General features: G+C 59.5%; 20 protein-coding genes and 2 tRNA genes. 11 read left to right on the top strand and 11 right to left on the bottom strand.

The genetic code is table 11. The features are described from left to right. Positions 1-45: 45 nt before the first annotated feature. Genes V3390_RS07215 through metH form a run of 3 tightly spaced genes read left to right on the top strand, consistent with a single transcriptional unit; the run spans position 46 to position 4,754 of the window. Positions 46-972: an ArsR/SmtB family transcription factor gene (locus V3390_RS07215; RefSeq protein WP_331688642.1), complete on the top strand. Its 927-nt coding sequence runs from the start codon at positions 46-48 to the stop codon at positions 970-972. A gap of 3 nt (positions 973-975) precedes the next feature. Then, the gene (locus V3390_RS07210; protein WP_331703949.1) at positions 976-2,082 is read left to right on the top strand and encodes a homocysteine S-methyltransferase family protein; all 1,107 of its coding nucleotides are present in this window, start codon (positions 976-978) and stop codon (positions 2,080-2,082) included. After that, positions 2,079-4,754, top strand: a complete 2,676-nt coding sequence (metH, locus tag V3390_RS07205) for a methionine synthase (RefSeq protein WP_331703948.1) — start codon at positions 2,079-2,081, stop codon at positions 4,752-4,754. The genes V3390_RS07210 and metH overlap by 4 nt, the downstream gene beginning before the upstream one ends. A 53-nt stretch (positions 4,755-4,807) precedes the next feature. Here metH and V3390_RS07200 read toward each other — a convergent pair whose 3' ends face one another. Then, positions 4,808-6,010: a fumarylacetoacetate hydrolase family protein gene (locus V3390_RS07200; protein WP_331703947.1), complete on the bottom strand. Its 1,203-nt coding sequence runs from the start codon at positions 6,008-6,010 to the stop codon at positions 4,808-4,810. A 202-nt stretch (positions 6,011-6,212) separates the two neighbouring features. On the opposite strand from V3390_RS07200, the gene V3390_RS07195 reads away from it, so the two are divergent. Together V3390_RS07195 and V3390_RS07190 are read left to right on the top strand one after the other, a co-directional pair. Next, a tRNA-Ala gene (locus tag V3390_RS07195) sits at positions 6,213-6,288 on the top strand. A gap of 55 nt (positions 6,289-6,343) precedes the next feature. Beyond that, a tRNA-Glu gene (locus tag V3390_RS07190) sits at positions 6,344-6,419 on the top strand. 212 nt (positions 6,420-6,631) lie between these two features. Here the strand turns inward: V3390_RS07190 and V3390_RS07185 are convergent. Together V3390_RS07185 and ppsR are read right to left on the bottom strand one after the other, a co-directional pair. Continuing rightward, the gene (locus V3390_RS07185) at positions 6,632-7,111 is read right to left on the bottom strand and encodes a DUF1249 domain-containing protein (protein ID WP_331703946.1); all 480 of its coding nucleotides are present in this window, start codon (positions 7,109-7,111) and stop codon (positions 6,632-6,634) included. After that, entirely contained in the window at positions 7,111-7,932 is an 822-nt protein-coding gene (gene ppsR, locus V3390_RS07180) for a posphoenolpyruvate synthetase regulatory kinase/phosphorylase PpsR (protein WP_331688637.1), read from the bottom strand. Before ppsR ends, V3390_RS07185 begins: the two co-directional genes overlap by 1 nt. Before the next feature lie 138 nt (positions 7,933-8,070). Between ppsR and ppsA the strand changes: the two genes are divergently transcribed. Next, the gene (gene ppsA / locus V3390_RS07175; protein ID WP_331703945.1) at positions 8,071-10,449 is read left to right on the top strand and encodes a phosphoenolpyruvate synthase; all 2,379 of its coding nucleotides are present in this window, start codon (positions 8,071-8,073) and stop codon (positions 10,447-10,449) included. Between the two features lie 17 nt (positions 10,450-10,466). Beyond that, positions 10,467-11,384, top strand: coding sequence for a mechanosensitive ion channel family protein (locus V3390_RS07170; protein WP_331703944.1), 918 nt, complete (start codon positions 10,467-10,469; stop codon positions 11,382-11,384). Between the two features lie 6 nt (positions 11,385-11,390). On the opposite strand, the gene orn is transcribed toward V3390_RS07170, so the two are convergent. Next, positions 11,391-11,945, bottom strand: coding sequence for an oligoribonuclease (gene orn / locus V3390_RS07165; RefSeq protein WP_331703943.1), 555 nt, complete (start codon positions 11,943-11,945; stop codon positions 11,391-11,393). 67 nt (positions 11,946-12,012) lie between these two features. On the opposite strand from orn, the gene V3390_RS07160 reads away from it, so the two are divergent. Then, positions 12,013-12,540 carry a DUF2721 domain-containing protein gene (locus tag V3390_RS07160; RefSeq protein WP_331688634.1) on the top strand — a complete coding sequence of 176 codons (528 nt, stop codon included), beginning with the start codon at positions 12,013-12,015 and terminating at the stop codon, positions 12,538-12,540. Here V3390_RS07160 and tadA read toward each other — a convergent pair. The 6 genes from tadA to radC all read right to left on the bottom strand — a co-directional run bounded on the left by tadA (position 12,499) and on the right by radC (position 16,401). Continuing rightward, positions 12,499-12,975 carry a tRNA adenosine(34) deaminase TadA gene (tadA, locus tag V3390_RS07155; RefSeq protein ID WP_331703942.1) on the bottom strand — a complete coding sequence of 159 codons (477 nt, stop codon included), beginning with the start codon at positions 12,973-12,975 and terminating at the stop codon, positions 12,499-12,501. The genes V3390_RS07160 and tadA overlap by 42 nt on opposite strands. Before the next feature lie 5 nt (positions 12,976-12,980). After that, the gene (locus V3390_RS07150; RefSeq protein ID WP_331703941.1) at positions 12,981-14,303 is read right to left on the bottom strand and encodes a type II toxin-antitoxin system HipA family toxin; all 1,323 of its coding nucleotides are present in this window, start codon (positions 14,301-14,303) and stop codon (positions 12,981-12,983) included. After that, positions 14,300-14,680 carry a helix-turn-helix domain-containing protein gene (locus V3390_RS07145; RefSeq protein ID WP_331703940.1) on the bottom strand — a complete coding sequence of 127 codons (381 nt, stop codon included), beginning with the start codon at positions 14,678-14,680 and terminating at the stop codon, positions 14,300-14,302. The genes V3390_RS07150 and V3390_RS07145 overlap by 4 nt, the downstream gene beginning before the upstream one ends. A gap of 359 nt (positions 14,681-15,039) precedes the next feature. Then, positions 15,040-15,198, bottom strand: a complete 159-nt coding sequence (locus V3390_RS07140; RefSeq protein ID WP_331704358.1) for a hypothetical protein — start codon at positions 15,196-15,198, stop codon at positions 15,040-15,042. 65 nt (positions 15,199-15,263) lie between these two features. Continuing rightward, on the bottom strand, positions 15,264-15,614 hold the full coding sequence (locus V3390_RS07135; protein ID WP_331703939.1) for a DUF2958 domain-containing protein: 351 nt from the start codon (positions 15,612-15,614) through the stop codon (positions 15,264-15,266). 280 nt (positions 15,615-15,894) lie between these two features. After that, entirely contained in the window at positions 15,895-16,401 is a 507-nt protein-coding gene (gene radC, locus V3390_RS07130; RefSeq protein WP_331703938.1) for a RadC family protein, read from the bottom strand. A gap of 554 nt (positions 16,402-16,955) precedes the next feature. Between radC and V3390_RS07125 the strand changes: the two genes are divergently transcribed. Then, positions 16,956-17,882, top strand: coding sequence for a hypothetical protein (locus V3390_RS07125; protein ID WP_331703937.1), 927 nt, complete (start codon positions 16,956-16,958; stop codon positions 17,880-17,882). 79 nt (positions 17,883-17,961) lie between these two features. On the opposite strand, the gene V3390_RS07120 is transcribed toward V3390_RS07125, so the two are convergent. Then, a complete protein-coding gene (locus tag V3390_RS07120) occupies positions 17,962-18,267 on the bottom strand; it encodes a DUF2958 domain-containing protein (RefSeq protein WP_425493027.1) in 306 nt (101 codons plus the stop codon). Positions 18,268-18,305: 38 nt separating this feature from the next. Between V3390_RS07120 and V3390_RS07115 the strand changes: the two genes are divergently transcribed. After that, complete coding sequence (locus tag V3390_RS07115; RefSeq protein WP_331703936.1) at positions 18,306-19,079, top strand: Hachiman antiphage defense system protein HamA; 774 nt, start codon at positions 18,306-18,308, stop codon at positions 19,077-19,079. Beyond that, positions 19,066-22,470, top strand: a complete 3,405-nt coding sequence (locus tag V3390_RS07110; protein ID WP_331703935.1) for a DEAD/DEAH box helicase — start codon at positions 19,066-19,068, stop codon at positions 22,468-22,470. Before V3390_RS07115 ends, V3390_RS07110 begins: the two co-directional genes overlap by 14 nt. Positions 22,471-22,533: the final 63 nt, after the last annotated feature.

The following is a 22,533-nucleotide window of genomic DNA, read 5'->3' as shown; positions in this document are numbered from 1 at the left end:
AAAAATAGCGACAATGCATCAATCCATCATGATTAAGAGATATTCATGGATTTGCAGGATTGGTCGGACCAATTTCGCCTGTTCGCAGAGCCAACTCGCGTGCGTTTGCTCGCGTTGTTATCCAAGGCAGAGCTGACCGTTGCAGAGTTGTGTGAAATCACCGGCTTGCAGCAGCCTCGCGTCTCCACGCATTTGGCAAAACTTCGCGAAGCAAGTCTTGTCCGTGACCGCAAAGCGGGCGTGTCGTCGTTTTATCGAATGGACTCCGATTCGCTGTCCGATTCCTCGCGTCGTCTCTGGGACATCGTGTCCTCCGATGCAAAGGATCCTGTGCTTGCCGCCGATGCCGATGCACTGCAACGCTTTCTGCGTTCGCGTGCGGCGGGTGACCTGACGGATTCCGTCGCCGATGACCTCGAGCGCCACTACACTCCCGGCCGCACTTGGGAAGCACTGGCCCGCTCCACCCTGCAGCTGTTGACCGTCGGCGATGTGCTCGATGTGGCTTCGGGCGATGGCGCTTTGGCCGAGCTGCTGGCACCGCGCAGTCAACGTTATGTCTGCCTCGATGTATCCCAGGCCGCGCTCGAGGCATCCGCTCCGCGTCTGGCCAATCTCGCCAACGTGGAACTGCAGTGCGGCGATATGCATGACCTGCCGTTCCGTGATCGCAGCTTTGATCTGGTGGTGCTGATGCAAGCCATCAATTACTCCCGGGATCCGGCAACCGCTGTGCGCGAATCCGCACGTGTGTTGCGTAGTGGGGGTCGCATGCTGGTGACAACGCTGGCCAAACACGGACACACCATGGCGCATCGCACCTTTGACCATCTGAATATGGGTTTTGAGGTCAAGGAGCTGCGCAAGATGCTCGAGAACGCCGGCTTGCGCATTGATTCCTGTCAGAAGATCAGTCGCGAACGACGCCATCCCAATTTTGAACTGATTGCCGCCACGGCAACCAAGGCCTAAACCATGTTGACACTCCCTTATCGCAATCCGCAACGCGTCGCCGCATTGGAATCACTGTTGGCACAACGCATCGCTTTACTCGACGGCGCCATGGGCACGATGATTCAGCGCCATGAATTACAGGAAGCTGACTACCGTGGCGATCGCTTTCGCGAGGGCTACGATGCCCTGTTTGCACATAGCCCTGATCATGCGCATGGTCAGGCCTGTGGCTGCGGTCACGACCAGCGCGGCAACAACGACCTGTTGAGCCTGACGCAGCCGGAGCTGATTAAGGACATCCATCGCCAGTACCTTGCGGCCGGCGCCGATTTCATCGAAACCAATACGTTCAACTCGACGACCTTATCGTTGCTGGATTACGGTCTGACGCATCTGGCGCGGGAACTAAACGAAGCCGGCGCCCGTCTGGCGCGCGAGGCCTGTGATGAATTTGAGCGCGACTCGGATCGACCGCGTTTTGTAGTCGGCATTCTGGGCCCCACTTCGCGAACGGCCTCACTGAGCCCGGACGTCAATCGCCCCGGATATCGGGCCACTTCGTTCGATGAGCTGCGAATTGCCTACATCGAGGCCGCCCACGGCCTACTTGATGGCGGCGCCGACGCGCTAATGGTTGAAACCGTATTCGACACCCTGAATGCCAAGGCTGCCCTGTTTGCCATTGAGAATGTATTCGAAGAGCGGGGCTATCGGGTACCGGTCATGATCTCCGGCACGATTACCGACGCTTCAGGCCGCACGCTGTCGGGTCAGACCACAGATGCCTTCTGGTATTCGCTGCGCCACTCGCGCCCGCTTAGCATCGGACTGAACTGCGCTCTGGGTGCGGCCGATATGCGCGCCTATGTCGATCTGCTGTCGCAAGTCGCACCGGAAACGTTTATCAGCTGCCATCCCAACGCCGGCTTGCCCAATGCCTTTGGCGGCTACGATGAGACTCCGAATGACATGGCCGTCATTCTGCGCGAGTTTGCCGAATCGGGACTGCTGAATATCGTGGGCGGGTGCTGCGGTACTACCCCTGACCATATCCGGGCGATTCGTGAGGCCGTTGCCGATGTACCCCCGCGCACTCGTCGAACTGAAAAATCGGAGGTGGCCGCATGAGCACCTACACCTTGCTGAGCGGACTCGAGCCGCTGATCCTGACGCCCGATCTGAACTTTATCAATGTCGGTGAGCGCACCAACGTGACCGGTTCGGCACAGTTCAAGAAACTGATTCTGGAGAACCGCTTCGACGAGGCTCTGGTCGTTGCCCGGCAACAGGTGGAGAACGGCGCCCAGATCATTGATATCAACATGGACGAAGGCATGCTCGATTCGCGGCAGGCCATGATTGATTTCCTCAATCTGATTGCTGCCGAGCCCGACATTGCCCGCGTTCCGGTGATGATCGACTCCTCGAAGTGGGATGTCATCGAGGCCGGACTGCAATGTGTGCAAGGCAAATGCATCGTCAATTCGATTTCGCTCAAGGAAGGCGAAGAGTCGTTTCTGCGCCAGGCTCGGTTGGTGCGTCGCTACGGTGCGGCCGTGGTGGTCATGGCGTTCGATGAGGACGGTCAGGCCGATACATTTCGGCGCAAGGTCGACATCTGTAGCCGCGCCTATCATCTGCTGACCGAGCAAGTCGGTTTCGAGCCCGCCGACATCATCTTCGACCCGAATGTGTTTGCCATCGCTACCGGTATTGATGAGCACAACGACTACGCCGTCGCATTTATCGAGGCTGCGCGTGAGCTGAAGAAACGCTTCCCGCAAAGTCATATTTCCGGCGGCATTTCGAACGTCTCGTTCTCCTTCCGCGGCAATGAACCGTTGCGTCAGGCGATACACGTGGTGTTCCTGTATCACGCTATTCGTGCGGGGCTCGACATGGGCATCGTCAACGCCGGTGCCCTGCCCATCTATGACGATCTGGACCCCGTCTTGCGCGAAGCAGTCGAGGACGTCGTCCTGAATCGTCGTGCCGATGGCACTGAGCGACTCCTGGCGATCGCCGATCAGTTCAAACCGCAGAAAGGCAAAGCCAAGACTGCAGATATGACATGGCGCGAGCAGCCGGTGGCAGCGCGGCTCGAGCACTCCCTCGTGCATGGCATTGACTTATTTATCGAGCAGGATACCGAAGAAGCGCGCCTCGAGGCCGTGCGCCCCCTGCACGTTATTGAAGGCCCTCTGATGGACGGCATGAACATCGTTGGTGATCTGTTCGGCGCCGGCAAGATGTTCCTGCCGCAGGTGGTCAAGTCCGCACGTGTCATGAAGCGAGCCGTTGCCCATCTGCTGCCCTATATCGAGGCCGAGAAAGCCGCCGGTGGCGACAGCAGCAGCTCCAAAGGCAAGATCGTGCTAGCCACCGTTAAGGGCGATGTGCATGACATCGGCAAGAACATTGTCGGTGTAGTGCTCGCCTGCAACAACTTTGAGATTGTTGACTTGGGCGTCATGGTGCCAGCGCAGACGATTCTGGATGCAGCTAAGCGTGAAAACGCTGACATGATCGGTTTGTCGGGGCTCATTACGCCGTCACTCGAGGAAATGTCGCACGTCGCACGCGAAATGAAGCGTCAGGGCTTTGAGATGCCCTTGCTGATTGGCGGTGCCACGACATCCCGCGCTCACACGGCGATTAAGATTGATCCGCACTATGCCGCACCGACGGTATGGGTCAAAGATGCATCGCGTGCCGTTGGTGTTGCGCAATCCCTGCTCTCACCGGATTTGCGAGAGCCGTTTGTCGCCGCCAACGATGCGGAATACGGCAAGATTCGCGAGCGCCATCTGCTGAAGAACGATCAGAGTCGCCTGATCAACCTAGACACAGCGCGGCAACGCGGCTTTGCGAAATCTGCCATTGATGCCATCGTCACGCCCCGTACCTTGGGTGTGCAGCATCTGGACGTGCCCTTGAGCGCGCTGGTTCCCTTCATTGACTGGACGCCGTTCTTCCAGACGTGGGAATTGGCCGGAAAATTTCCCGCCATTCTTAAGGATGAGGTCGTCGGCACACAGGCTACCGAACTGTACAATGATGCGCGCGAGATGCTGGATCGCATCGTGGCCGAGAACTGGTTGCAGGCGCGCGCCGCCATTGGCTTGTGGCCGGCTACTCGCCAAGGTGACGATGTAATCGCCCACACCGATACCGGCGATGTCCCCCTGCACTTTCTGCGCCAGCAAGTCGACAAGCCGCTCGACCGCCCGAACTACTGTCTGGCAGATTTCGTTGAAGGTCCGGATGCGCAGGGCAATTCTCAGGATTTCATTGGTGCGTTTGCCTGCACTGCAGGACTGGGGATTGAACCGCATTTGGCACGTTTTGATGCCGCGCTCGATGACTACAACTCGATTTTGCTGAAATCCCTGGCTGACCGCCTGGCTGAAGCCTGCGCCGAGTGGCTGCATCAGCAAGTTCGCACGCAGCACTGGGGTTATGCAAGTTCTGAGACTCTGGAAAATGACTCGCTCATCGCCGAGGCATATCGCGGAATTCGTCCGGCACCAGGCTACCCTGCCTGTCCCGAACACTCAGAAAAAGACACGCTGTTCCGTCTGCTCGACGCGCGGGGTATTGGCATGCAACTCACCGAAAGCTTTGCCATGTTGCCGGCAGCGGCCGTGAGCGGTTTTTACTTTGCGCATCCCGATTCCACGTATTTCGTGGTGGGTCGCCTGACCGTTGATCAAGTGCAGGACTATGCGCGCCGCAAGGGGCTCACACAAGCGCAGGCCGAGCGCTTACTGGCCTCGAATCTCGACTACGATCCCGAGTGATGCAATCCTCTGCTCCGCGACTGTGGAGCAAGGGACTGCATGACGAGCGGTGATTAGGCGGTAATGCGCCCGATGACGCTGCCGAAATCAATGATGCTGCCGTCGGGGCCCGGGGCCGTCGCCCGCATTTCAATTACGTCGCCATCGACCAGTGACTTGCGTTCGCCGCCATTGGCAAGCGTAATGGGCTCGGCGCCGTTCCAGGTCAACTCCAGGAATGAACCTCGCTGACGCACATCGTCACCGGAGATCGTCCCCGAACCGAACACGTCACCCGCTCGCAGCGATGCGCCGTTGACCACCATGTGCGTCACCATCTGCGCATAGCTGTAATACATCACGCGGAATGGCGGACGCGAGACAATCTCATCGTTCCACAGGACTTCGAGTTGCACGTCCAGACCGCTAGGCGTGGTGCGAGCGTCATCAAGGTACACAGCCAGTGGAAGATCGCGCGTGGGCGTGGAAATGCGTGCAGCGCTCAGTGCGGCCAGCGGCACGACCCATGGTGAGATCGATGTGGCAAACGATTTGCCCAGGAATGGTCCCAGCGGCACGTATTCGAAGGCTTGAATGTCACGTGCGGACCAGTCGTTGAGTATGAAGGCACCAAAGACGTGCTGATCGGCATTGGCCAAGCTGATCGGTCCCATCCGTCCGTTACCGCACACAAAGCCCATCTCCGCCTCGATATCGAGGAAGCGGCAAGGACCGTATTCGATATTGCCGTCGACGCGACGCAGTCCGTTCGGGCGCGCAACCGGCGTACCGGAAACAAACAGGGTGCCGCTGCGACCGTGGTAGCCGATTGGCAGTTGTTTCCAAGCCGCCGGCAGATCAGGATTCTGCGGACGGAAAATCTTGCCCACATTCAGCGCGTGCTGTTCGCTGGCGTAGAAGTCGACATAGTCCGCCGGAGTAAACGGCATCACCATCTCCACGTCGCTCAGCGCGATGGCGTGCGCCTCTACCGTTTGCGCATGTGCAGGCGTCGAGACCCACTCTACGATGGCTGCGCGTACAGCATCCCAATCAGCCGGGGTACCCTGCAACAGGGAGTCGAGATTGCCGCCTTCGAACCAGTTTGCAAGATCCGAATTCAAGTCCAGTGCCAGTGCCTGCAGATCCAGCACGTGATCACCCAGACGCACACCAAGACGCGATTGCGCCTGCCCTGTGCGCACAAATGCACCGTACGGAAGGTTGTTGGCATCGAAGCCGGGACGGGCGAGTGCTTGCGCAGCAGTAGTGGTCATGAGCAATTTGAACGTCAGCCAGGTTGGATGCTGAGTTTATCATTCACCCGAAATTGGGCCGATTCCCCCTTGTCGAAATCGGCGGAAGTCGGTACCATTGCGCTCCTTGATGACCCCATCAGAAAAACATTGCAAAATTTTTTCACGATGGGCTTGACGGAAGTGAAATTCCAAATTAAGATAGTCGTCTTTCCAGTCCTACGGGGCCATAGCTCAGCTGGGAGAGCGCTTGCATGGCATGCAAGAGGTCGGCGGTTCGATCCCGCCTGGCTCCACCAGGACTAGAAATAAAATTTGTTTTAGGCCGACAAAGTTTTTGATTTTGTTTACTGCGTCCCCATCGTCTAGAGGCCTAGGACACCGCCCTTTCACGGCGACGACCGGGGTTCGAATCCCCGTGGGGACGCCACTATAAAGCAAAGAGCCACTCGCAAGAGTGGCTCTTTTGCTATGTGCGTTCCACACGGGATGATGAACCCCCAGGGGTTCGACGCAGGGCCAAGGATGGCCCTGCGGGACAACCGCAGGTTGCGCGAGCCTTGCGAGCGTGCGGTGCATGGAGTGCACCGCATCCAATCCCCGTGGGGACATCGCCACACGGCATGTGGCGACGTGGTTTGATCAGTATCCCTGCTGATGCAGGTAATCGAGCCACTTACCGAAGAAGACATTCATCTGTAGCCGATGCGCATAAAGCATGTCGCGTGGCGGCGACATCCCAATCGCGTCCTGCCAGTTGCGACCGACGTAACAGTGCGTCACTTCCGTCTGGTGCGTGTCGTGATAGACCCGCACATGTGCCGACGGATCGTATTCTCCCGTCACCGTATCGGTCATGTCGTAAGACAGACGCAGCTCCGTAGTGAACCGATGCTGTTCGATGACTTCGACGCGAACGGCGGGGCTGCCTTCGACCTCAAGATGATGCACACCCGGAGCCATGGTCCGCACGGGCAGCCATGAATTCAACTTGCGGAAATTCTCCGCATACAAACCCATCAGATAGGACAGCCGACTCAAGCGCGGCAAGCGAATATGACGACCGCTGGCCCGACCCAGAACCAGTCGGGTCTCGCGATCCACGATCCACTTCCCCCCCATCAGTACATCTCCCGCTGAATATCCAGCGTCGAAAGTATGTTCGACGCCAGTTCTTCAATGGACTTGTTGGTGGTGGACAAGGTCGGGAGGCGCTCGGAACGGAACAGCGCCTCGGCCGCGGACACCTCGGAACGACAGTTACTCAGATCGGCATACTTTGAGTTGGGACGACGCTGCTGGCGAATCTGCGACAGACGCATCGGATCAATGGTCAGCGCAAACAGTTTGTTCCGATATTTGCGAAGGCGCTCCGGCAGCCGATCGTGCTCCAGATCCTCGGGCGTTAGCGGGTAATTCGCGGCGCGGATGCCGTAGTGCAGCGCAAGGTACACGCAGGTCGGCGTCTTGCCGGCACGCGACACCGCGACCAGGATGACATCGGCCTCGTCGTAATTGATCTGCTGACCGTCGTCATAGGCCAACGCAAAGTTCATCGCGTTGATGCGCCGATGATAGCGGTCGAAATCGACGATGCCATGCGCCTTGCCGATATTGCGTTGCGCGGACGCCGCCAACTCCGCTTCAAGTGGGGCGATAAAAGGCTCGAGCACGTCCAGCATCATTCCGCCGGATCGAGCAAGGATCTGCCCGATCTGCGGATCCATACAGGTATTGATCACGATCGGCCGCGTTCCGTATGCAGCGGACTTCGCCATGATTTCCGCGATTGCCTCTTCCGCCTTTTCCGGTGTGTCCACAAACGGCATGCGCTCCGAGACGAACTTGCTGCCCGGAAACAGCGACAACAGCGTATGGCCCAGCGTTTCGGTAGTAATACCGGTGCCATCGGAGACGTAGAAAACAGATCGAGTATCGGGCATGGAAATGAGAAATTGGATCGTTAATGGGTAGATTAGGGCTAATTTGCTTGAATCCGAGGGGCCAGGCGGCGACAATATGGCCAGCCCGCATTCGTATGCGTAGCCTTTCCAACCTATCACAAGCCTTGGAGTTCCCGCTTGAGCCAGAATATTCTGTGGTTGCACGCCCTTCGTCTCGATGACCTCGCCAGCGTGGGGGGCAAGAACTCCTCCCTCGGCGAAATGATCGGCAATCTGTCCGGTCTGGGCGTCTCGGTCCCCGGTGGTTTCGCAACGACGGCCGATGCCTTCAAGGACTTCATCGCCCATAACACGCTGCATCAGCGGATTTTCGACAAGCTCGCCACGCTCGATGTCGAAGATGTCCCCGCCCTCACCCGTGCCGGTCAGGAAATCCGCCAGTGGGTGATTGATGCGCCGCTGCAACCCCAGCTGGATGCCGATATCCGCACCGCCTATGAGCAACTGTGCGAAGAGAACGGCGGCGGTGACGTTGCGGTCGCTGTGCGCTCCTCGGCCACCGCCGAAGATCTGCCGGATGCTTCGTTCGCAGGCCAGCAGGAAACCTTCCTCAACGTGACCGGCGCCGACGATGTCGTGCACAAAGTCAAGGAAGTGTTTGCCTCGCTGTATAACGACCGCGCCATTGCATATCGCGTGCACCACGGCTTTAAGCACGAAGACGTTTTCCTGAGCGCCGGTGTGCAGCTGATGGTGCGCTCCAATGTGGGCGCATCCGGCGTGCTGTTTACGCTTGATACCGAATCCGGCTTCCGCGACGTCGTGTTTATCACTTCGTCGTACGGCCTGGGTGAAATGGTCGTGCAAGGCGCTGTGAACCCCGACGAGTTCTACGTCTACAAGCCCACGCTGGAGCAAGGCAAAAAGGCCATCCTGCGCCGTTCAATCGGTGCCAAGCAACTGCGCATGGTCTACTCGGATCAGCCGGGTGAGCGCGTGCGCATCGAAGACACGCCGATGGAACTGCGCAACACCTTCTCCATCAGCGATGAGGACGTGCAGGAACTGGCCCGTCAGGCACTGACGATCGAAAAGCATTACGGCCGTCCGATGGATATCGAGTGGGCCAAAGATGGTGTCAGCGGCAAGCTGTTTATCGTGCAGGCCCGCCCTGAAACAGTGAAATCGCGCGGCAAGGCTACGCAGATCGAACGCTTTGCTCTCACCGAACGCGGTGAAGTCATTGCCGAAGGCCGTGCTATCGGTCAGCGCATCGGTACCGGCGTGGCTCGCGTGGTGCGCTCACTTAGCGACATGAGCCGTGTGCAGCCCGGCGATGTGCTGGTTGCCGACATGACCGACCCCGACTGGGAGCCGGTGATGAAGCGTTCGGCTGCCATCGTCACCAACCGCGGTGGCCGTACCTGCCACGCCGCCATCATTGCGCGCGAACTCGGCGTTCCGGCTGTAGTCGGCACCGGCAACGCGCTGGACACCATCGTCGACGGCCAACCCGTCACCGTCTCCTGCGCCGAGGGTGATACCGGCTTCATTTACGACGGCCAGCTGGGCTACGACCGTCACGTCGCCGACCTTGAATCCATGCCTGAAGCGCCGCTCAAGGTCATGATGAACGTGGCCAACCCGGAGCGCGCCTTCGACTTCGCCATGCTGCCGAATGCCGGTATCGGGTTGGCCCGCCTGGAGATGATCATCGCCTCGCACATCGGCGTGCATCCCAAGGCCTTGCTTGAATTTGACAAGCAGCCCGCTGAGATTCGCCAACGCATCGAAGAGCGCATGGCCGGCTACAGCTCGCCGGTTGATTTCTACGTTGATCGTCTGGCCGAAGGCATTGCCACCATTACGGCATCGGCTGCGCCGAATCCGGTGATCGTGCGTCTGTCCGACTTCAAGTCGAACGAATACGCCAACCTGATCGGCGGCGCCGCATACGAGCCGCACGAAGAAAACCCGATGATCGGTTTCCGCGGCGCTTCGCGTTACGTCGATCCTTCGTTCACTGACTGCTTTGCGCTTGAATGCCGTGCAGTGCGCAAGGTCCGCGAAGAAATGGGCCTGACCAACTGCTGGATCATGATCCCGTTTGTGCGCACGCTCGACGAAGGCCGCAAAGTACTCGAAGTGCTGGCCTCCAACGGTCTGGTCAAGGGCGAGAACGGCCTCAAGGTCATCATGATGTGCGAAGTGCCCTCGAACGCCCTGCTCGCCGACGAATTCCTCGACATCTTCGATGGCTTCTCGATCGGCTCCAACGACCTGACGCAGCTGACGCTGGGTCTGGACCGCGACTCCGGTATCGTGGCGCATCTGTTCGACGAACGCGATCCAGCCGTCAAGAAGATGCTGTCCATGGCCATTCAAGCCGCGCGCGCCAAGGGCAAGTATGTCGGCATCTGCGGTCAAGGTCCTTCGGACCACCCGGATCTGGCCGAGTGGCTGATGGAACAAGGTATCGAATCCGTGTCGCTCAATCCCGACACCGTGGTGGATACGTGGCTGCGTTTGGCTAAGGTCAAGGCAGCCAAGGCGTAAACAAGTAAAATATCGGAATGTTTCTGATTTCCGATACGCTCGATAACGCCCAACGCATCGATTGGCGCGCCGCCCTGGAAACCCTGGGGTTGCGCGTCTTCGGTGCGGTTGCTATTGCACTGATTGGTGTTTGGCTCGTTCGCCGCCTGATCCAAGGCCTGGATCGTGTGCTGGCACGCTCACACATCGAGACGATCTCCCGCCTGTTCCTAAAGAACTTTGCCTATGCGTTCTGCATGGTGCTGGTTGGCGTGGCCGTGCTGCAGCAGCTGGGCGTCCCGCCGGCATCGCTGCTGGCCATGCTGGGTGCCGCCGGTCTGGCCATCGGCCTGGCGCTCAAAGACTCGCTGGCGAACATTGCCTCAGGTGTTCTGCTGATTGTGCAGAAACCGTTCCACGTCGGCGATCTCGTGCAAATCGGCGGGCAGGAAGGCAAAGTCACGCAGGTGCGTATTTTTACGACCAATCTGCGCACGCTCGACAACCGCGATGTGGTCATGCCCAATTCGATGGTGACTTCGCAAGCGATCATCAACATGAGTCGTCAGGCCGAGCGTCGCCTGGAGATCAAAGTCGGTGTCGGCTACGAGGACAATCTCGACGACGCCCGCCGCGTCCTGCTCGAGCTGGCTGCAGCCGACGCACGCGTGCTCAAGGACCCGGCCCCCGAAGTGCTCGTCACCGCGCTAAGCGAAAGCAGCGTCGATCTGGAACTGCGTGCATGGGTTGCCAACTCGGACCTGCTGCATGCACGTAGCGATTTGAACCGCGCCGTGCGCGAGACGCTGATGACCAACGGCCTGCATATTCCGTATCCGACGCGCGATCTGCATGTCTATCATCACGATGCCGATGGCCGCGATCTGCTGAAAGTGACGCGATCGGTTGCACACGACGGCGACGGCGATTATCCGGAACCGCCTGCCGCCAAGTAAGGCCGACTAGTTACCGGCGAAGGCCCCGAGGAACTGCCGATAATGTCGCAGCTCGTTGACCGAGTCCGCGATATCCGACATTGCGGTATGCGCGTTGCGCTTGACCACGCCTTCGAGCAGATTCGGGGCCCAACGACGTGCCAGCTCCTTAAGGCTGCTGACATCAATCTGGCGGTAGTGGAAATACGAGTTCAACGCGGGCATGTGCCGCACCAGAAAACGCCGATCCTGACAGATTGAATTGCCGCAGATTGGCGATGCCCCGGCCGGCACCCACTGCTGCAGAAATTCGACCGTGGCCGCCTCTGCATGCTGAAGGCTCACGCCCTGCTCCAGACTCCGCTGCCATAGACCCGATCCGCGATGCTGGTTACGATTCCAGTCGTCCATGGCTTCGAGGCGGTCCAACGGCTGCGCGATCGCAAACTCGGGACCTTGCGCCAGAATGTTTAACTGCGAATCGGTGACCAGCGTGGCGATTTCAAGAATCGTATCGGTGTCCGGATCGAGGCCGGTCATCTCCAGGTCAATCCAAATCAGGTTGTCGCGATCGGCAATCATGGGCAAAACACAGTTCCGGCGTTACTAAACGAATGCCTCAGTGTAGCGGGTTTGTTACAGTAGTCGCATGTCCGAAATTCTGGCCGCCATTGCCCTTCCACTGCCCAAGCTGGACCCTACTAGCGTGCTGGGCGCCATGCTGGCACCCGCCCTGTTGATGACGGGCACGGCCGGTCTGCTGACATCCGCCAACGCGCGTCTGGCCCGTGTTGTCGATCGTCTGCGCGTTCTGCTGCGCGAGTACGATCACGCGCGCGAGGAGCAAACCTACAAAGCAGTTCAAATTCTGCGCCATCGTCAGCGTTCCAAGCTCATACTGCAGGCAGTTTCTATGCTCTATGCGTCAATGGCCAGTTACGTGGGCTGCAGTCTGGCCCTGGCGTTTAACATACTCGGCCATGAGCGACTTAATTTCCTGCCTATTGGATTCAGCATCTTAGGTGTATCGCTGATGCTGCTGGGCTGCATCTACATGTGGCGCGAAGTGCGCATCGCCATGATGACGTTCAACAGCGAAATTGATTACGAGATTGAAACGCACCGCCGCCCGGCATCAGACTCGTCGGCTGCGCCGCCCGCGAAAAAAGTCGGTTAACAGCGTTCCGCAGGCCTCGGCGAGCACTCCGCCGGTCACCAGCAGCTTGTGGTTGTGGCGCTCATCGGTCAGCACATTAAAGACACTGCCGGCCGCTCCCGTCTTTGGATCCGCCGCGCCATAAACAACTCGTCCGACTCGCGCGTGGATCATCGCCATGGCACACATCGTGCAGGGCTCCAGCGTCACATAGACAGTGCAACCTAACAGTCGGTGGTTATCTGCTGCAGCGCCGGCCTCACGCAATGCGACCATTTCCGCATGGGCGGACGGATCGCGGTCCATGATGTTGCGGTTAAAGCCGCGACCGATCACCTCACCCTGTGCATTCACCACCAGCGCACCAACCGGAATCTCACCGTGGGTGTCACGAGCGTGCACGGCCAGATCCAAGGCCATGCGCATGAAATGCAGATCGGGGTTCTCGATGGTCATGCCGCTTATTGTACTGTTGCCGAAGGCGGCGCCAGGTCCAGACGGAGCGCGCCGTGAATGGTGCGCATGGTCTCGCCGTTGACACCGGCCTGCTCTGCAAACTCCGGCCAGCGACGTACCGCCGCATGCAACTCGCGGAGAAGTCGCGACGCCGCTGCTCGCCTGATGCCTGCAACAGCAGCGAACTGCAGCAGATCACTGACCGTAAAGTCATCACGCTTGCCGGCCAAGGTCATCTGGTGTCGTCCGGTCCACAGCCCCTGCGGGTTATACGCATAGGTCACATCAAACGCCGGAGCGAGACGCCACTCGCCTGCCCGATTCATCAGGAACGCGATATTTTTGACATGATCGTCCTGATTGCGCAATAACACATTGAGGAATGCGCGTCGGACCAGTTGCTCCCTATCGTGCGCAGGAAGTTGCAGACGGAGTACAGTTTCCACTGCCTGCTCGTAGGAATAGGCACCGGCGGCATTGAAGTCGAAGTGACGCATAGCTGCCAGCGATTGCATATGGAGCTTTCGACCCTGCATATCGCGATCAAAGCGGCGCGTCATGAAGTGCGCGCGCCCACCCTCCTCATGCAGTCTTGATGGCGTCATGTCCACCCCCGCTGCGAGTGCTAGCAAGTGACACGCATATTCGACGCGTCCGAATCCCTGCGGATCCGCCAGTTCCTTGTCGCGGTTATTGGCGATGCCGTCGAATTTAAGAATCCACTGCGTAAAGCCCTCGTCGGATTCACTCTGACCGGAGCGAAACTGCCCGGTGTGTTCGTTCCAGGCCAGTACCGCCTTGGCCCTTGCCCCACCGGCCGATGTACCTACTCGCAGAATCTGCCGCAAGGCCACGCGATCATCGCCGCCGCGCAGTTCGCCAACCAACGCGCGGCGATCATTGAGCACGTCGGCAGCGAGCTGGCGCAATGCATCCAACTCGACCGGCTGTGTTGCGGTGCCGCCGCGTAAAATTGCAGGCGCAAACTCTAACGCCCCCATGCCACGCGTACCGATGTAGCACAGACGCTCAACAGGATTGAACGAAGTGCTATCTCGCCCTTGCGCAGCCAGCCACGCATCAATCAATGCGCTACCAAAGCGATCCGGCAAGGAGTCGGCCAGAAGACCCGGCAAGCCATAAAAAGATGCACGGGGAAGCTCGGGGAACTGCCGGACGGCAGACGACAATGGCATCGTCAGCGGGGCTAACCGCACACCACTCTCAACGAACGCCGGCATGTACTGAAACGCCGCAACGCCCCGATCGGCCAGCCAACTGACAGCAGCCACATCGCGTCCCCAAAGGCGGACGGTGGCATCGGTCATTCCGAAGGCTCCGCGGACGCGGACTCATCGCCCCAAGCCCAGGCTGAGGCGGCCCCGTGACGGGAGTCGGCAATTCGACTGCCGGAGGCACGCTGGCGCTGCTGCCCGGACAGTTTCACTCGATCAACCGGTCGGACGGCGGCATCAGGGATCCAGGAGCTCAAGCCCGAGGACAGCTCAAGTGCCGTCAAAACGCGAAGGAACGTATCGAGCGAGGCGTTCTCACCCGACTCCAGACGCCGCAAGCTGCTGACACCGATACCGGCCTGCCGTGCTGTCTCTGCCTGGGTGCGGTTCAAGGCGAGACGCAAGTCGGCGAGCCGTTGCCCCAGTACGGCCAACTCGCGCTTGATTTGCGGAGAGACATTGTCGCTCATATACGAATCCTTACAACCAAAGAAGGTGTAGTAAGGATCATATATGGAATCTTGTTGGCTTTTGTTAATTAGTCCTTAATCAATCATATATGAGTTCATGCTGCTGCTCGAAGCAGTCAATAACTCATATATGACCCATTACATCATTCCCACTCCATCATCAACAGGCCACCTAAACCCGCGTGGTTAAAGGGAATGGCAGTGATCAACATGAGGCCTTACCGTCGCCTTTACCGTCAGAAGCGAGCATCTATTGCTGGCGCGGGAGATGGAGCGATTTGCGGGGCGACGACTCTGGCAACACCATCGTCAATCGACATACATGATACCGAACAAGGGCGAAAACTTCAGCCCTTGCATCACGGCGGAATCAGCTGGCGAGAACGGCCGGCATCGTTCGTGTAGATCACTCCGTCGCCGATCCTGAAGCGCAAGGGCTGGCCGTTCTCCGGTGCGAACGGCTTGAGCGCATCGTGCTGTCCCGTGATTTCGATGATGTAGTCGTGATGGCTGCTCATGGCATTGATCTCCTGTGATGGTTGAGAAAGCGCAAGGAGCGCCTCGCGGCGCTCCAAGGGCCGGGTCAGGCGACGATCCGCCCGGCCAGCCGCGCATCGCGCGCATAGGCGCTCAACCGCTTCCCGGCGCGAAACGACAGGTCGCGCTCGATCGGCAGGCCCAGCCCACCGCGCACGGTCGCCAACTCGCCCAGGCTGACCCAGCCGATTTCCGGCATCCCCAGGCCCAGGTCACAAAGACCGAAAGCGTGATCGTGGTCGTCGGAATCAATCTCGGTCAGCAGCCAGGTCGCACCGGCATCCGGCGTGAACAGCTTGACCACAGGGGCCGGATCGAAGTCCGGGTTATCCAAAGATTCGCGGCCATTGGCCAGCAGCACTGCGCGTTGCTCGTCGGTGATGAGTGCGTTGTTCATAGTGAACTCCTAAAGATTGCCGGGCGGAATTGCCCGTCACCTCCGGGTCACGGCGCAGCGCAAGCGGTCAGGGGTCGAAGACGGCCGAAGGCCGCCAGCGTGCTTGCACGCGCAGCCCTTGACGGCGAGAACGCCGTGGCACGATGAAGGGAACAGCAAGACCGCCCCAGCCCACCACCCACGCAGACCTGCCTTCGGCAAGTGCGCAGCACGTGCAGGCCCGCGAGGGCCGGAGTTGCGCCGCCGGGCGCAGCAAAAAAGGGGGCCGAAGCCCCCTGGGTCAAAGCAGGCCACATTCGGCGAACGATGTGGTGACCGCGCCGCCGACGACGATGTGATCCAACGTGCGCACGTCCACCAGCGCCAGGGCCTCCTTGAGGCGCTGGGTCAGAACCCTGTCGGCCTGGCTAGGCTCGGGACTCCCGCTCGGATGGTTGTGCGAAAAGACCACCGCTGCTGCGTTGAGCCGCAGGGCCTCCTTCACGACCTCGCGCGGATACACCGATGCCTGATCGATGGTGCCGCGGAACAGTTCCACGTACTCAATCAGCCGATGCTGGCTGTCGAGGAACAGCGCCGCGAAGACCTCGTGCTCGAAGCTGGCCAGCTTGGTGCGCAGGTAGTCCTTGACCAGCGCCGGCGAAGTGAACAGCGTCCCGCGTGGGTTCTTCAGATCGATGACCTGGCGTGCCGCCGCCAGGATCTGGTCCGCCGACGCCAGCAGGTAACGCCCCTGCGCGTCACGCACCAGCAGCGAAGAATCGAGAGACAGAGAAAGTTGCGACATGATCGTGCTCCGGTTGCTCAGGCGGAATTGCCTGGAACCGGCCGCAGCACGGCGCAGCGCAAGCCGTCACAGAGTCGAAGACGGCCACGGCCGCAAGCGCCGAAGGCGCGCAGCCCTTGACAGCGAGAACGCCGTGATACGGTGAAGGGAACAGCAAGACCGCCCTCCCCGCCCAACAGACTTGACCGGGCAAGCGGAGCGCGCAGGCCCCGATCACAAAGCGGGGCCGGAGGCGTCAGCCGAGCGCAGCGAGGGAACGATGGAAGCCCACCGGGGGCGAGACCCGCGCAGTGGGGCTCGATGCGCAGCACGACAGCGCGACCGGCCATCCCTTGGCCGGGGACGCCCCTGCGACGATCTGACCCCGGATGGGGTTTGTGCTTGGGCTGATTTTGCGGATAATGTCGCCAAGGCCTCGTCCGCCTGAGCTTCGAGCGGCTCAATCAAGACCGGTTTTCCTGATTTCTCCCTTTTTGTGCCACCCACCATGCGATGTCGCCTGGGCGTGGACCAAGTAAGCGCTCGATTGGTCCCCGCTAAAACAGGAGAATCGTATGTCCCCCGGCATTTCCGACCTCGCCCATTCCCTTCGCAAGAACAGTGCCGCTGCTGCCGTGCCTGTGCCGCTTGGACATGCGCAGCAACTCATCGCCGCCGCATTGGGCTACAAGACGTTTGCCGCCTACCAGGTGGCGCAAGCCACCACGCAAGAACCCGCGAGCCTGACCGACGTTTCCCACGTCGTGCTGGACGAAGACCTGCTCGATCAACGCGCCAGTGAACTGGGGGCAGCCCCGCCCCCGAATCGCTTGCATGAACTGATCGAAACAGCCTTCCGGGAACGAGCGCCCCACACGCGCATCCATGCCTCTTATGCCGCCTTCGAGGACTACCTGCGCCAGCACGTTGACCAGGTGGTCATCGAGGATGACGACGTGAACAGCGAAATGGCGAACGCCAACTACGATGGCGTCGATGAGGTCTATTTCGATTTCGAGGTCGAGTTCGAGAAAGTCCCGGTCGGCGGTGCGCTGGATATCGACCTCGACGGACACGTTGGCCTTGGCATCGACACCGAGCGCCCCTACGCGGGCCACATCGTCAATGTGGAAGGCACCCTGAGCGTGCAGCGTTTGGGCCGCCACTGCTTTGGGTCGGTGGACTGCCAAGTGACCAACGCAGATCTCGATATGGACTGGGGCGGCGACGACCACGAAGACGGGCCGCCCGTGCGCAGCATGTCCCAGGCCTATGCCGATCTGTTGGGCCTGGACCCGCACGAAGTGGGCAACCTCGTTGATGTGGACGCCGAACCGCAGGATGGCCACAGCGGCGAGATGATCTACAGCTACATCCTCGATTTCACGGACTACGCCTCACCCGAAGTGGCACGGAAGATCCTGCAGCGCCACGCTTCGCTGCGCATCGAGGTCGGCCCCGACTTCTTCGAAAACGTGCGCAGCGACGACTGGCCTCGTTGAAGGTTCATTGAAGAAAGCTGATTCGGCGCCGTAACGCGCTGCACAAGGAACGGGGCCTCTCTCGACACCCCGTTCAAGCTCAAGCGACGATCCGGCCGGCGTGCCGCGCATCGCGCACATGGGCGTTCAGCCGCTTCTCGGCCCGATCACGCTCAATCGGCAACCTCAGCCGACCACGTACCGTGGACAACTCCTGCAGGCTGACCCAGCCCAGCTCGGGAAAACCCAAGCCCTGGTCGCACAAGCCAAAGGCGTGGTCATGCTCCTCCCGGTCGATCGCACTGAGCAACCAGGTCGCGCCGGCGTCGGGCGTAAACAGCTTGAGCACGGGTGCGGAATCGAAGTCCGTCTTGTCCTGGGTGTATGAACAGGAAGTCTCCGGCACAATGTAGCAAAACGTAGCAAGTAAATTAGGGAGGGGACGTGCTGTATCAACCTTGGTGCGACAAAGAAGTCGAGGAAGACGCCGGCAAGCAGCTATGGCGATTAGCCGAGCGTGAAGGGGGAAGAGCCGCTATTGAAGCGATTCTCACCACCCGCATCCGATCTCACTACGACAACCTGGTCCAAATAGCCGATGACGTGCGCGAGCTGGGGTATCCAGGTGCAGCTGCTATTTTGTCCGAGCGCATGCCACGCTCAGTCCGAGCGCGTTCGGGAGAACTCGGCGAAATACTCGCAACCGAGTTGGTCGAAGAACACCTTGATTTCAAAGTTCCGGTCCGTCGGTTGCGTTACAAGGACGGTCGGGAAATGGCGCTGCGTGGCGATGACTTCGTTGGACTGAGGCTCGATGACCAAGCCAATCTGCATTTTCTGAAAGGCGAGTCGAAAAGTCGCGCCAACCTTGCCAAAGCCACCATCTCAGAGGCCCGCGAGGCGCTATCTCGGGATGACGGTCGCCCCACTGCCACATCTTTGCTGTTCGTCGCGGATCGCCTTATGGAAGGCGGCGGTGAGCGCTGGGACGTCGGCCGGAAGATTCGCAACGAAGTCGCCAGCAGAGCAGCGCCCCCCGCGAGGACCAGCCACATGCTGTTCACCATGTCAGGCAACGCGACCCCTCAGGCGCAGCTTGATGATCTGGCAGCGGCGGGCGGAAACCGCCCTCACTTATCTGCACACCTGCGCATAGAGGATCACCAGGCCTTTATCCGGGCCTGCTACGAAAGGGCGCTGGCACTTGGAAACGATTGAAGAACTAACCGGCTTCCTGCGCGAAACCACCCAAGACGGATATCGAGGTCGCCTGCAGGCCCGTGGTCAGGCGCGAGCGCTGATTCGTCATGACGGACATTTGCCACCGGATGCCCCCGCTTTCAGTGAAGGAATCGACGCGGACCTCGCTGACTATGGCTTTTCCGTACTGCGAGCATCACTGGCATTGCGGGAGCTTGGGGGGGATCAGGAGACTTGGCGGCGTGGCTTCGTGCATGCGGGTGGTGCTTTCGAGGCACTGGTCCAGAACGGCCCGCAGGAAGAAACATTCCGAGGCTTCTATCGAACGGTCGGGGCTGCTGCCTATCACTTGGCAAACTACTCCGCACTGGCGTTCTCTCTTCTGACACAAGCGCAAGCTGACCAGAACCGCTCGCCAGCCGAGGATGCACTTGCACTGCTGATCGTGCGCGATCTGAAAGGACTTGGACAGCGTGCAAGGGCGTGGCTACACGACCCCGTCAACGGCGATGAAGCCATCAGCCGAGCAGCGGCAGAAGGGGAACTTGACCCCGACGACGTAGTCTCCCGCGTGGCGACATCAACAATGTTCAGGGCGCTGGTGTTCTTCGAGTTTGGCCTGCAAACCGGCCATGACTCCCTCGTTGTGGAAGCGCGCAACCTGCTAAGGCGAGCAACTTCGCTGACGAAGGCAGCCAGTGCAGTTTCACTTTGGTGGATTCTCCGGATCACCGCAAACCTCATCGATGACCTTTGGTCAAGCAGCCTACACAAGGTCTTGCCCATCCAAGGCCCGCCCGGTTCAGGAGACTATGCCCAGCTCAGGAAGCTGTTTGTTTCCGAGTTGTATAGTCGGCGCTCATCAGAGGTGGAACTGTGGCCTTCTCAGTTGCTGGCAGCGCAACGAGCTGCCGACGTATCCGACGACTTGGTGGTCGCGCTTCCTACTAGTGCGGGCAAGACTCGAATAGCAGAGATCGCGGCATTGATGGCACTGGCTTGTGGACATCGGGTCTTGATCGTGACGCCACTGCGTGCACTGTCGGCCCAAACCGAGCGTTCATTTCGCAAGACATTCACGCCTCTTGGGTTCTCTGTCTCATCGCTTTATGGAAGCAGCGGCGTAGCTGGAACAGATGAGGACGCTCTTCGGGAACAGAGCATCGTTATCGCCACGCCAGAAAAACTGGACTTTGCGCTGCGAAATGATCCTAACATCATTGACGACGTTGGATTGATCGTCCTCGACGAAGGGCATCTGATCGGCCCGAGCGAGCGCGAGATCCGCTATGAGAATCTGGTGCAGCGATTGCTGCGGCGCCCTGACCATGACGACCGACGAATCGTTTGTCTTTCAGCGATCCTGCCGGCAGGGGATCAACTCGATGACCTGACTGCATGGATTCGCAGTGATGCTCCAGGCGACCCGATTCAGTCAGATTGGCGACCTACGCGCCAGCGATTTGGCACGTTGTCCTGGATTGGCAATTCCGCACGTCTGAGCTTCGACCTTGAGCACGATGGGCCATTCATTCGCCATTTTGTGCCGGAAGTTCCTCCTATTCGCCCCCGTCGGACGCCGTTCCCCAGAGACAACAAAGAGTTGACGCTGGCGGCAGCGTGGAAATTCTCCGAGCAAGGAAAACGAGCGCTCGTCTTTTGCACCCAACGTGATCATGTTGAGGGATTTGCAGAAACCGCTCTGGAGTTGCAACGACGAGGCTTTCTTCCGTCACTGCTTGCCAATCCCCAGGAAGTCGAGCGTGCTATGGCCGTGGGTCGGGAATGGCTGGGAGCCGAGCACCCAGCAGTCCGTTGCCTGGCCATCGGCGTCGCCATTCATCATGGGCGCCTCCCAGGCCCCTTCTTGCGTGAAGTAGAGGCACTGCTTGCCGCAGGCGTTCTGCGCGTTACTGTGGCCTCACCGACGTTGGCCCAAGGCTTGAACCTCAATGCTGCGGTGCTCCTGATCCCCAACCTGTACAGGGCGGGCACGCTGATCACGGGAGAAGAGTTTGCCAACGTCGCAGGACGCGCCGGCCGCGCGTTTGTGGATCTTGAAGGACTGGTGATCCACGTGATGCATCAACCGGAAGACTGGCGTCATCAGAGGTGGCGAGAGCTGGTCACGTCGGCCAAGGCCCGCTCGCTTTCGAGTGGCATCATCGTCGTCGTCAACGAGGTGATCAGGCGTCTCTCTACTTCGGGAGTATTTGCGCGGGAGGATGCCATGGACTACCTGTCAAGCACACAGGGTGCTTGGTTCCCCGACGCAGTAGAGAGCGATCAAGAGTCGGACTCGATAGAAAGCCTTATCGAGCGGTTGGACGCAACTGTCCTCGGCCTGATCGAAGCGCTTGATGCAGAGAGCGCGGATCTTCCACGGCTGCTTGATGAGGCCCTTGTTGGCTCACTTTGGTCAAGGCAAATTGCTCGACTTGATGTCCTCGAAAAGCAAAAGCAGCTCTGGATTCTCGTCAGTAGAGCACAGCTCATCTGGAACAAGACAACGATCGAGCAGCGCAAGGGACAGTTTGCGATGGGTGTGGGCCTGGAATCTGGGCTCGCCATCGATGCAATAGCTACAGAACTGACGGAGCTTCTTGACCTTGGCGATGCTGCCGCCCTCCTTGGCAATGTGGAAGTCTTGACTGCCGCACTCAGTGGAATGGGAGACAAGCTTCTTGCGATCCGGCCCTTTGTTCCAGATGATCCACTGCCTGCAAACTGGAAAGATCTTCTCAGCGCCTGGATTCGAGGTGAGGACGTGGCTGTCATCGGCCAAGAGGGAATGCGCGTGGTGGACGATGCCTTCGTCTATCGCCTGGTATGGGCGATAGAAGCCGTCCGAATGAATCGACGCATCAATGGTGGCGAATCAGAGATGCTTGTTGAAGGTGCCGCCGCCGCATGCCTGGAAGCTGGGCTTCCATCCAATGCGATGGCTATGCTTGTCCGAGCGGGCTTGCCCTCTCGCGTCGCGGCCAAGGCGGTAGTTGAGCAAATGGCGCCTGACTTCACCACTCGCGCAGAGATGAAGACCTGGCTGCGTTCAGCGGCAGTGGAAGCTTTCGATGATGTCCCCAATTGGCCTACGCTCGAAACAAAGTCAATCTGGCAGCAGTTCCGGCGCGACGTTCTTTCAAGCGTAGATGGAAAATGGGCATCGCAAGAGTGGACGATGCAATGGCCCTCGCGCTCCGCATTCCCCATGCGAGTGGAGATTGATCCGCAAAGTGGTCAAGTGTCTGTTGCAACGCCTGACTTTGTGCAGCTCACGACGATCAGACAGAAGCTTCAGGCCGAAGCACCGAGCCTGCTTGAAGTCGAGCCGCTGCCGGACGGAACGAGTGTCAGCATCCGCCGTATTGGGCGAGGCGAAGCGCGCTGGACGGGACACGATGTGTAACTGTGTAACCGGATGAGCACGAAGGCGTAAACGTTCTATGCCCACCTACGCCACAACAGGTTG

Source organism: Aquilutibacter rugosus (genome assembly GCF_036541335.1).
Lineage (GTDB): Bacteria > Pseudomonadota > Gammaproteobacteria > Xanthomonadales > Xanthomonadaceae > Aquilutibacter > Aquilutibacter rugosus.
This window is presented reverse-complemented; position numbering and strand designations above follow the sequence as displayed.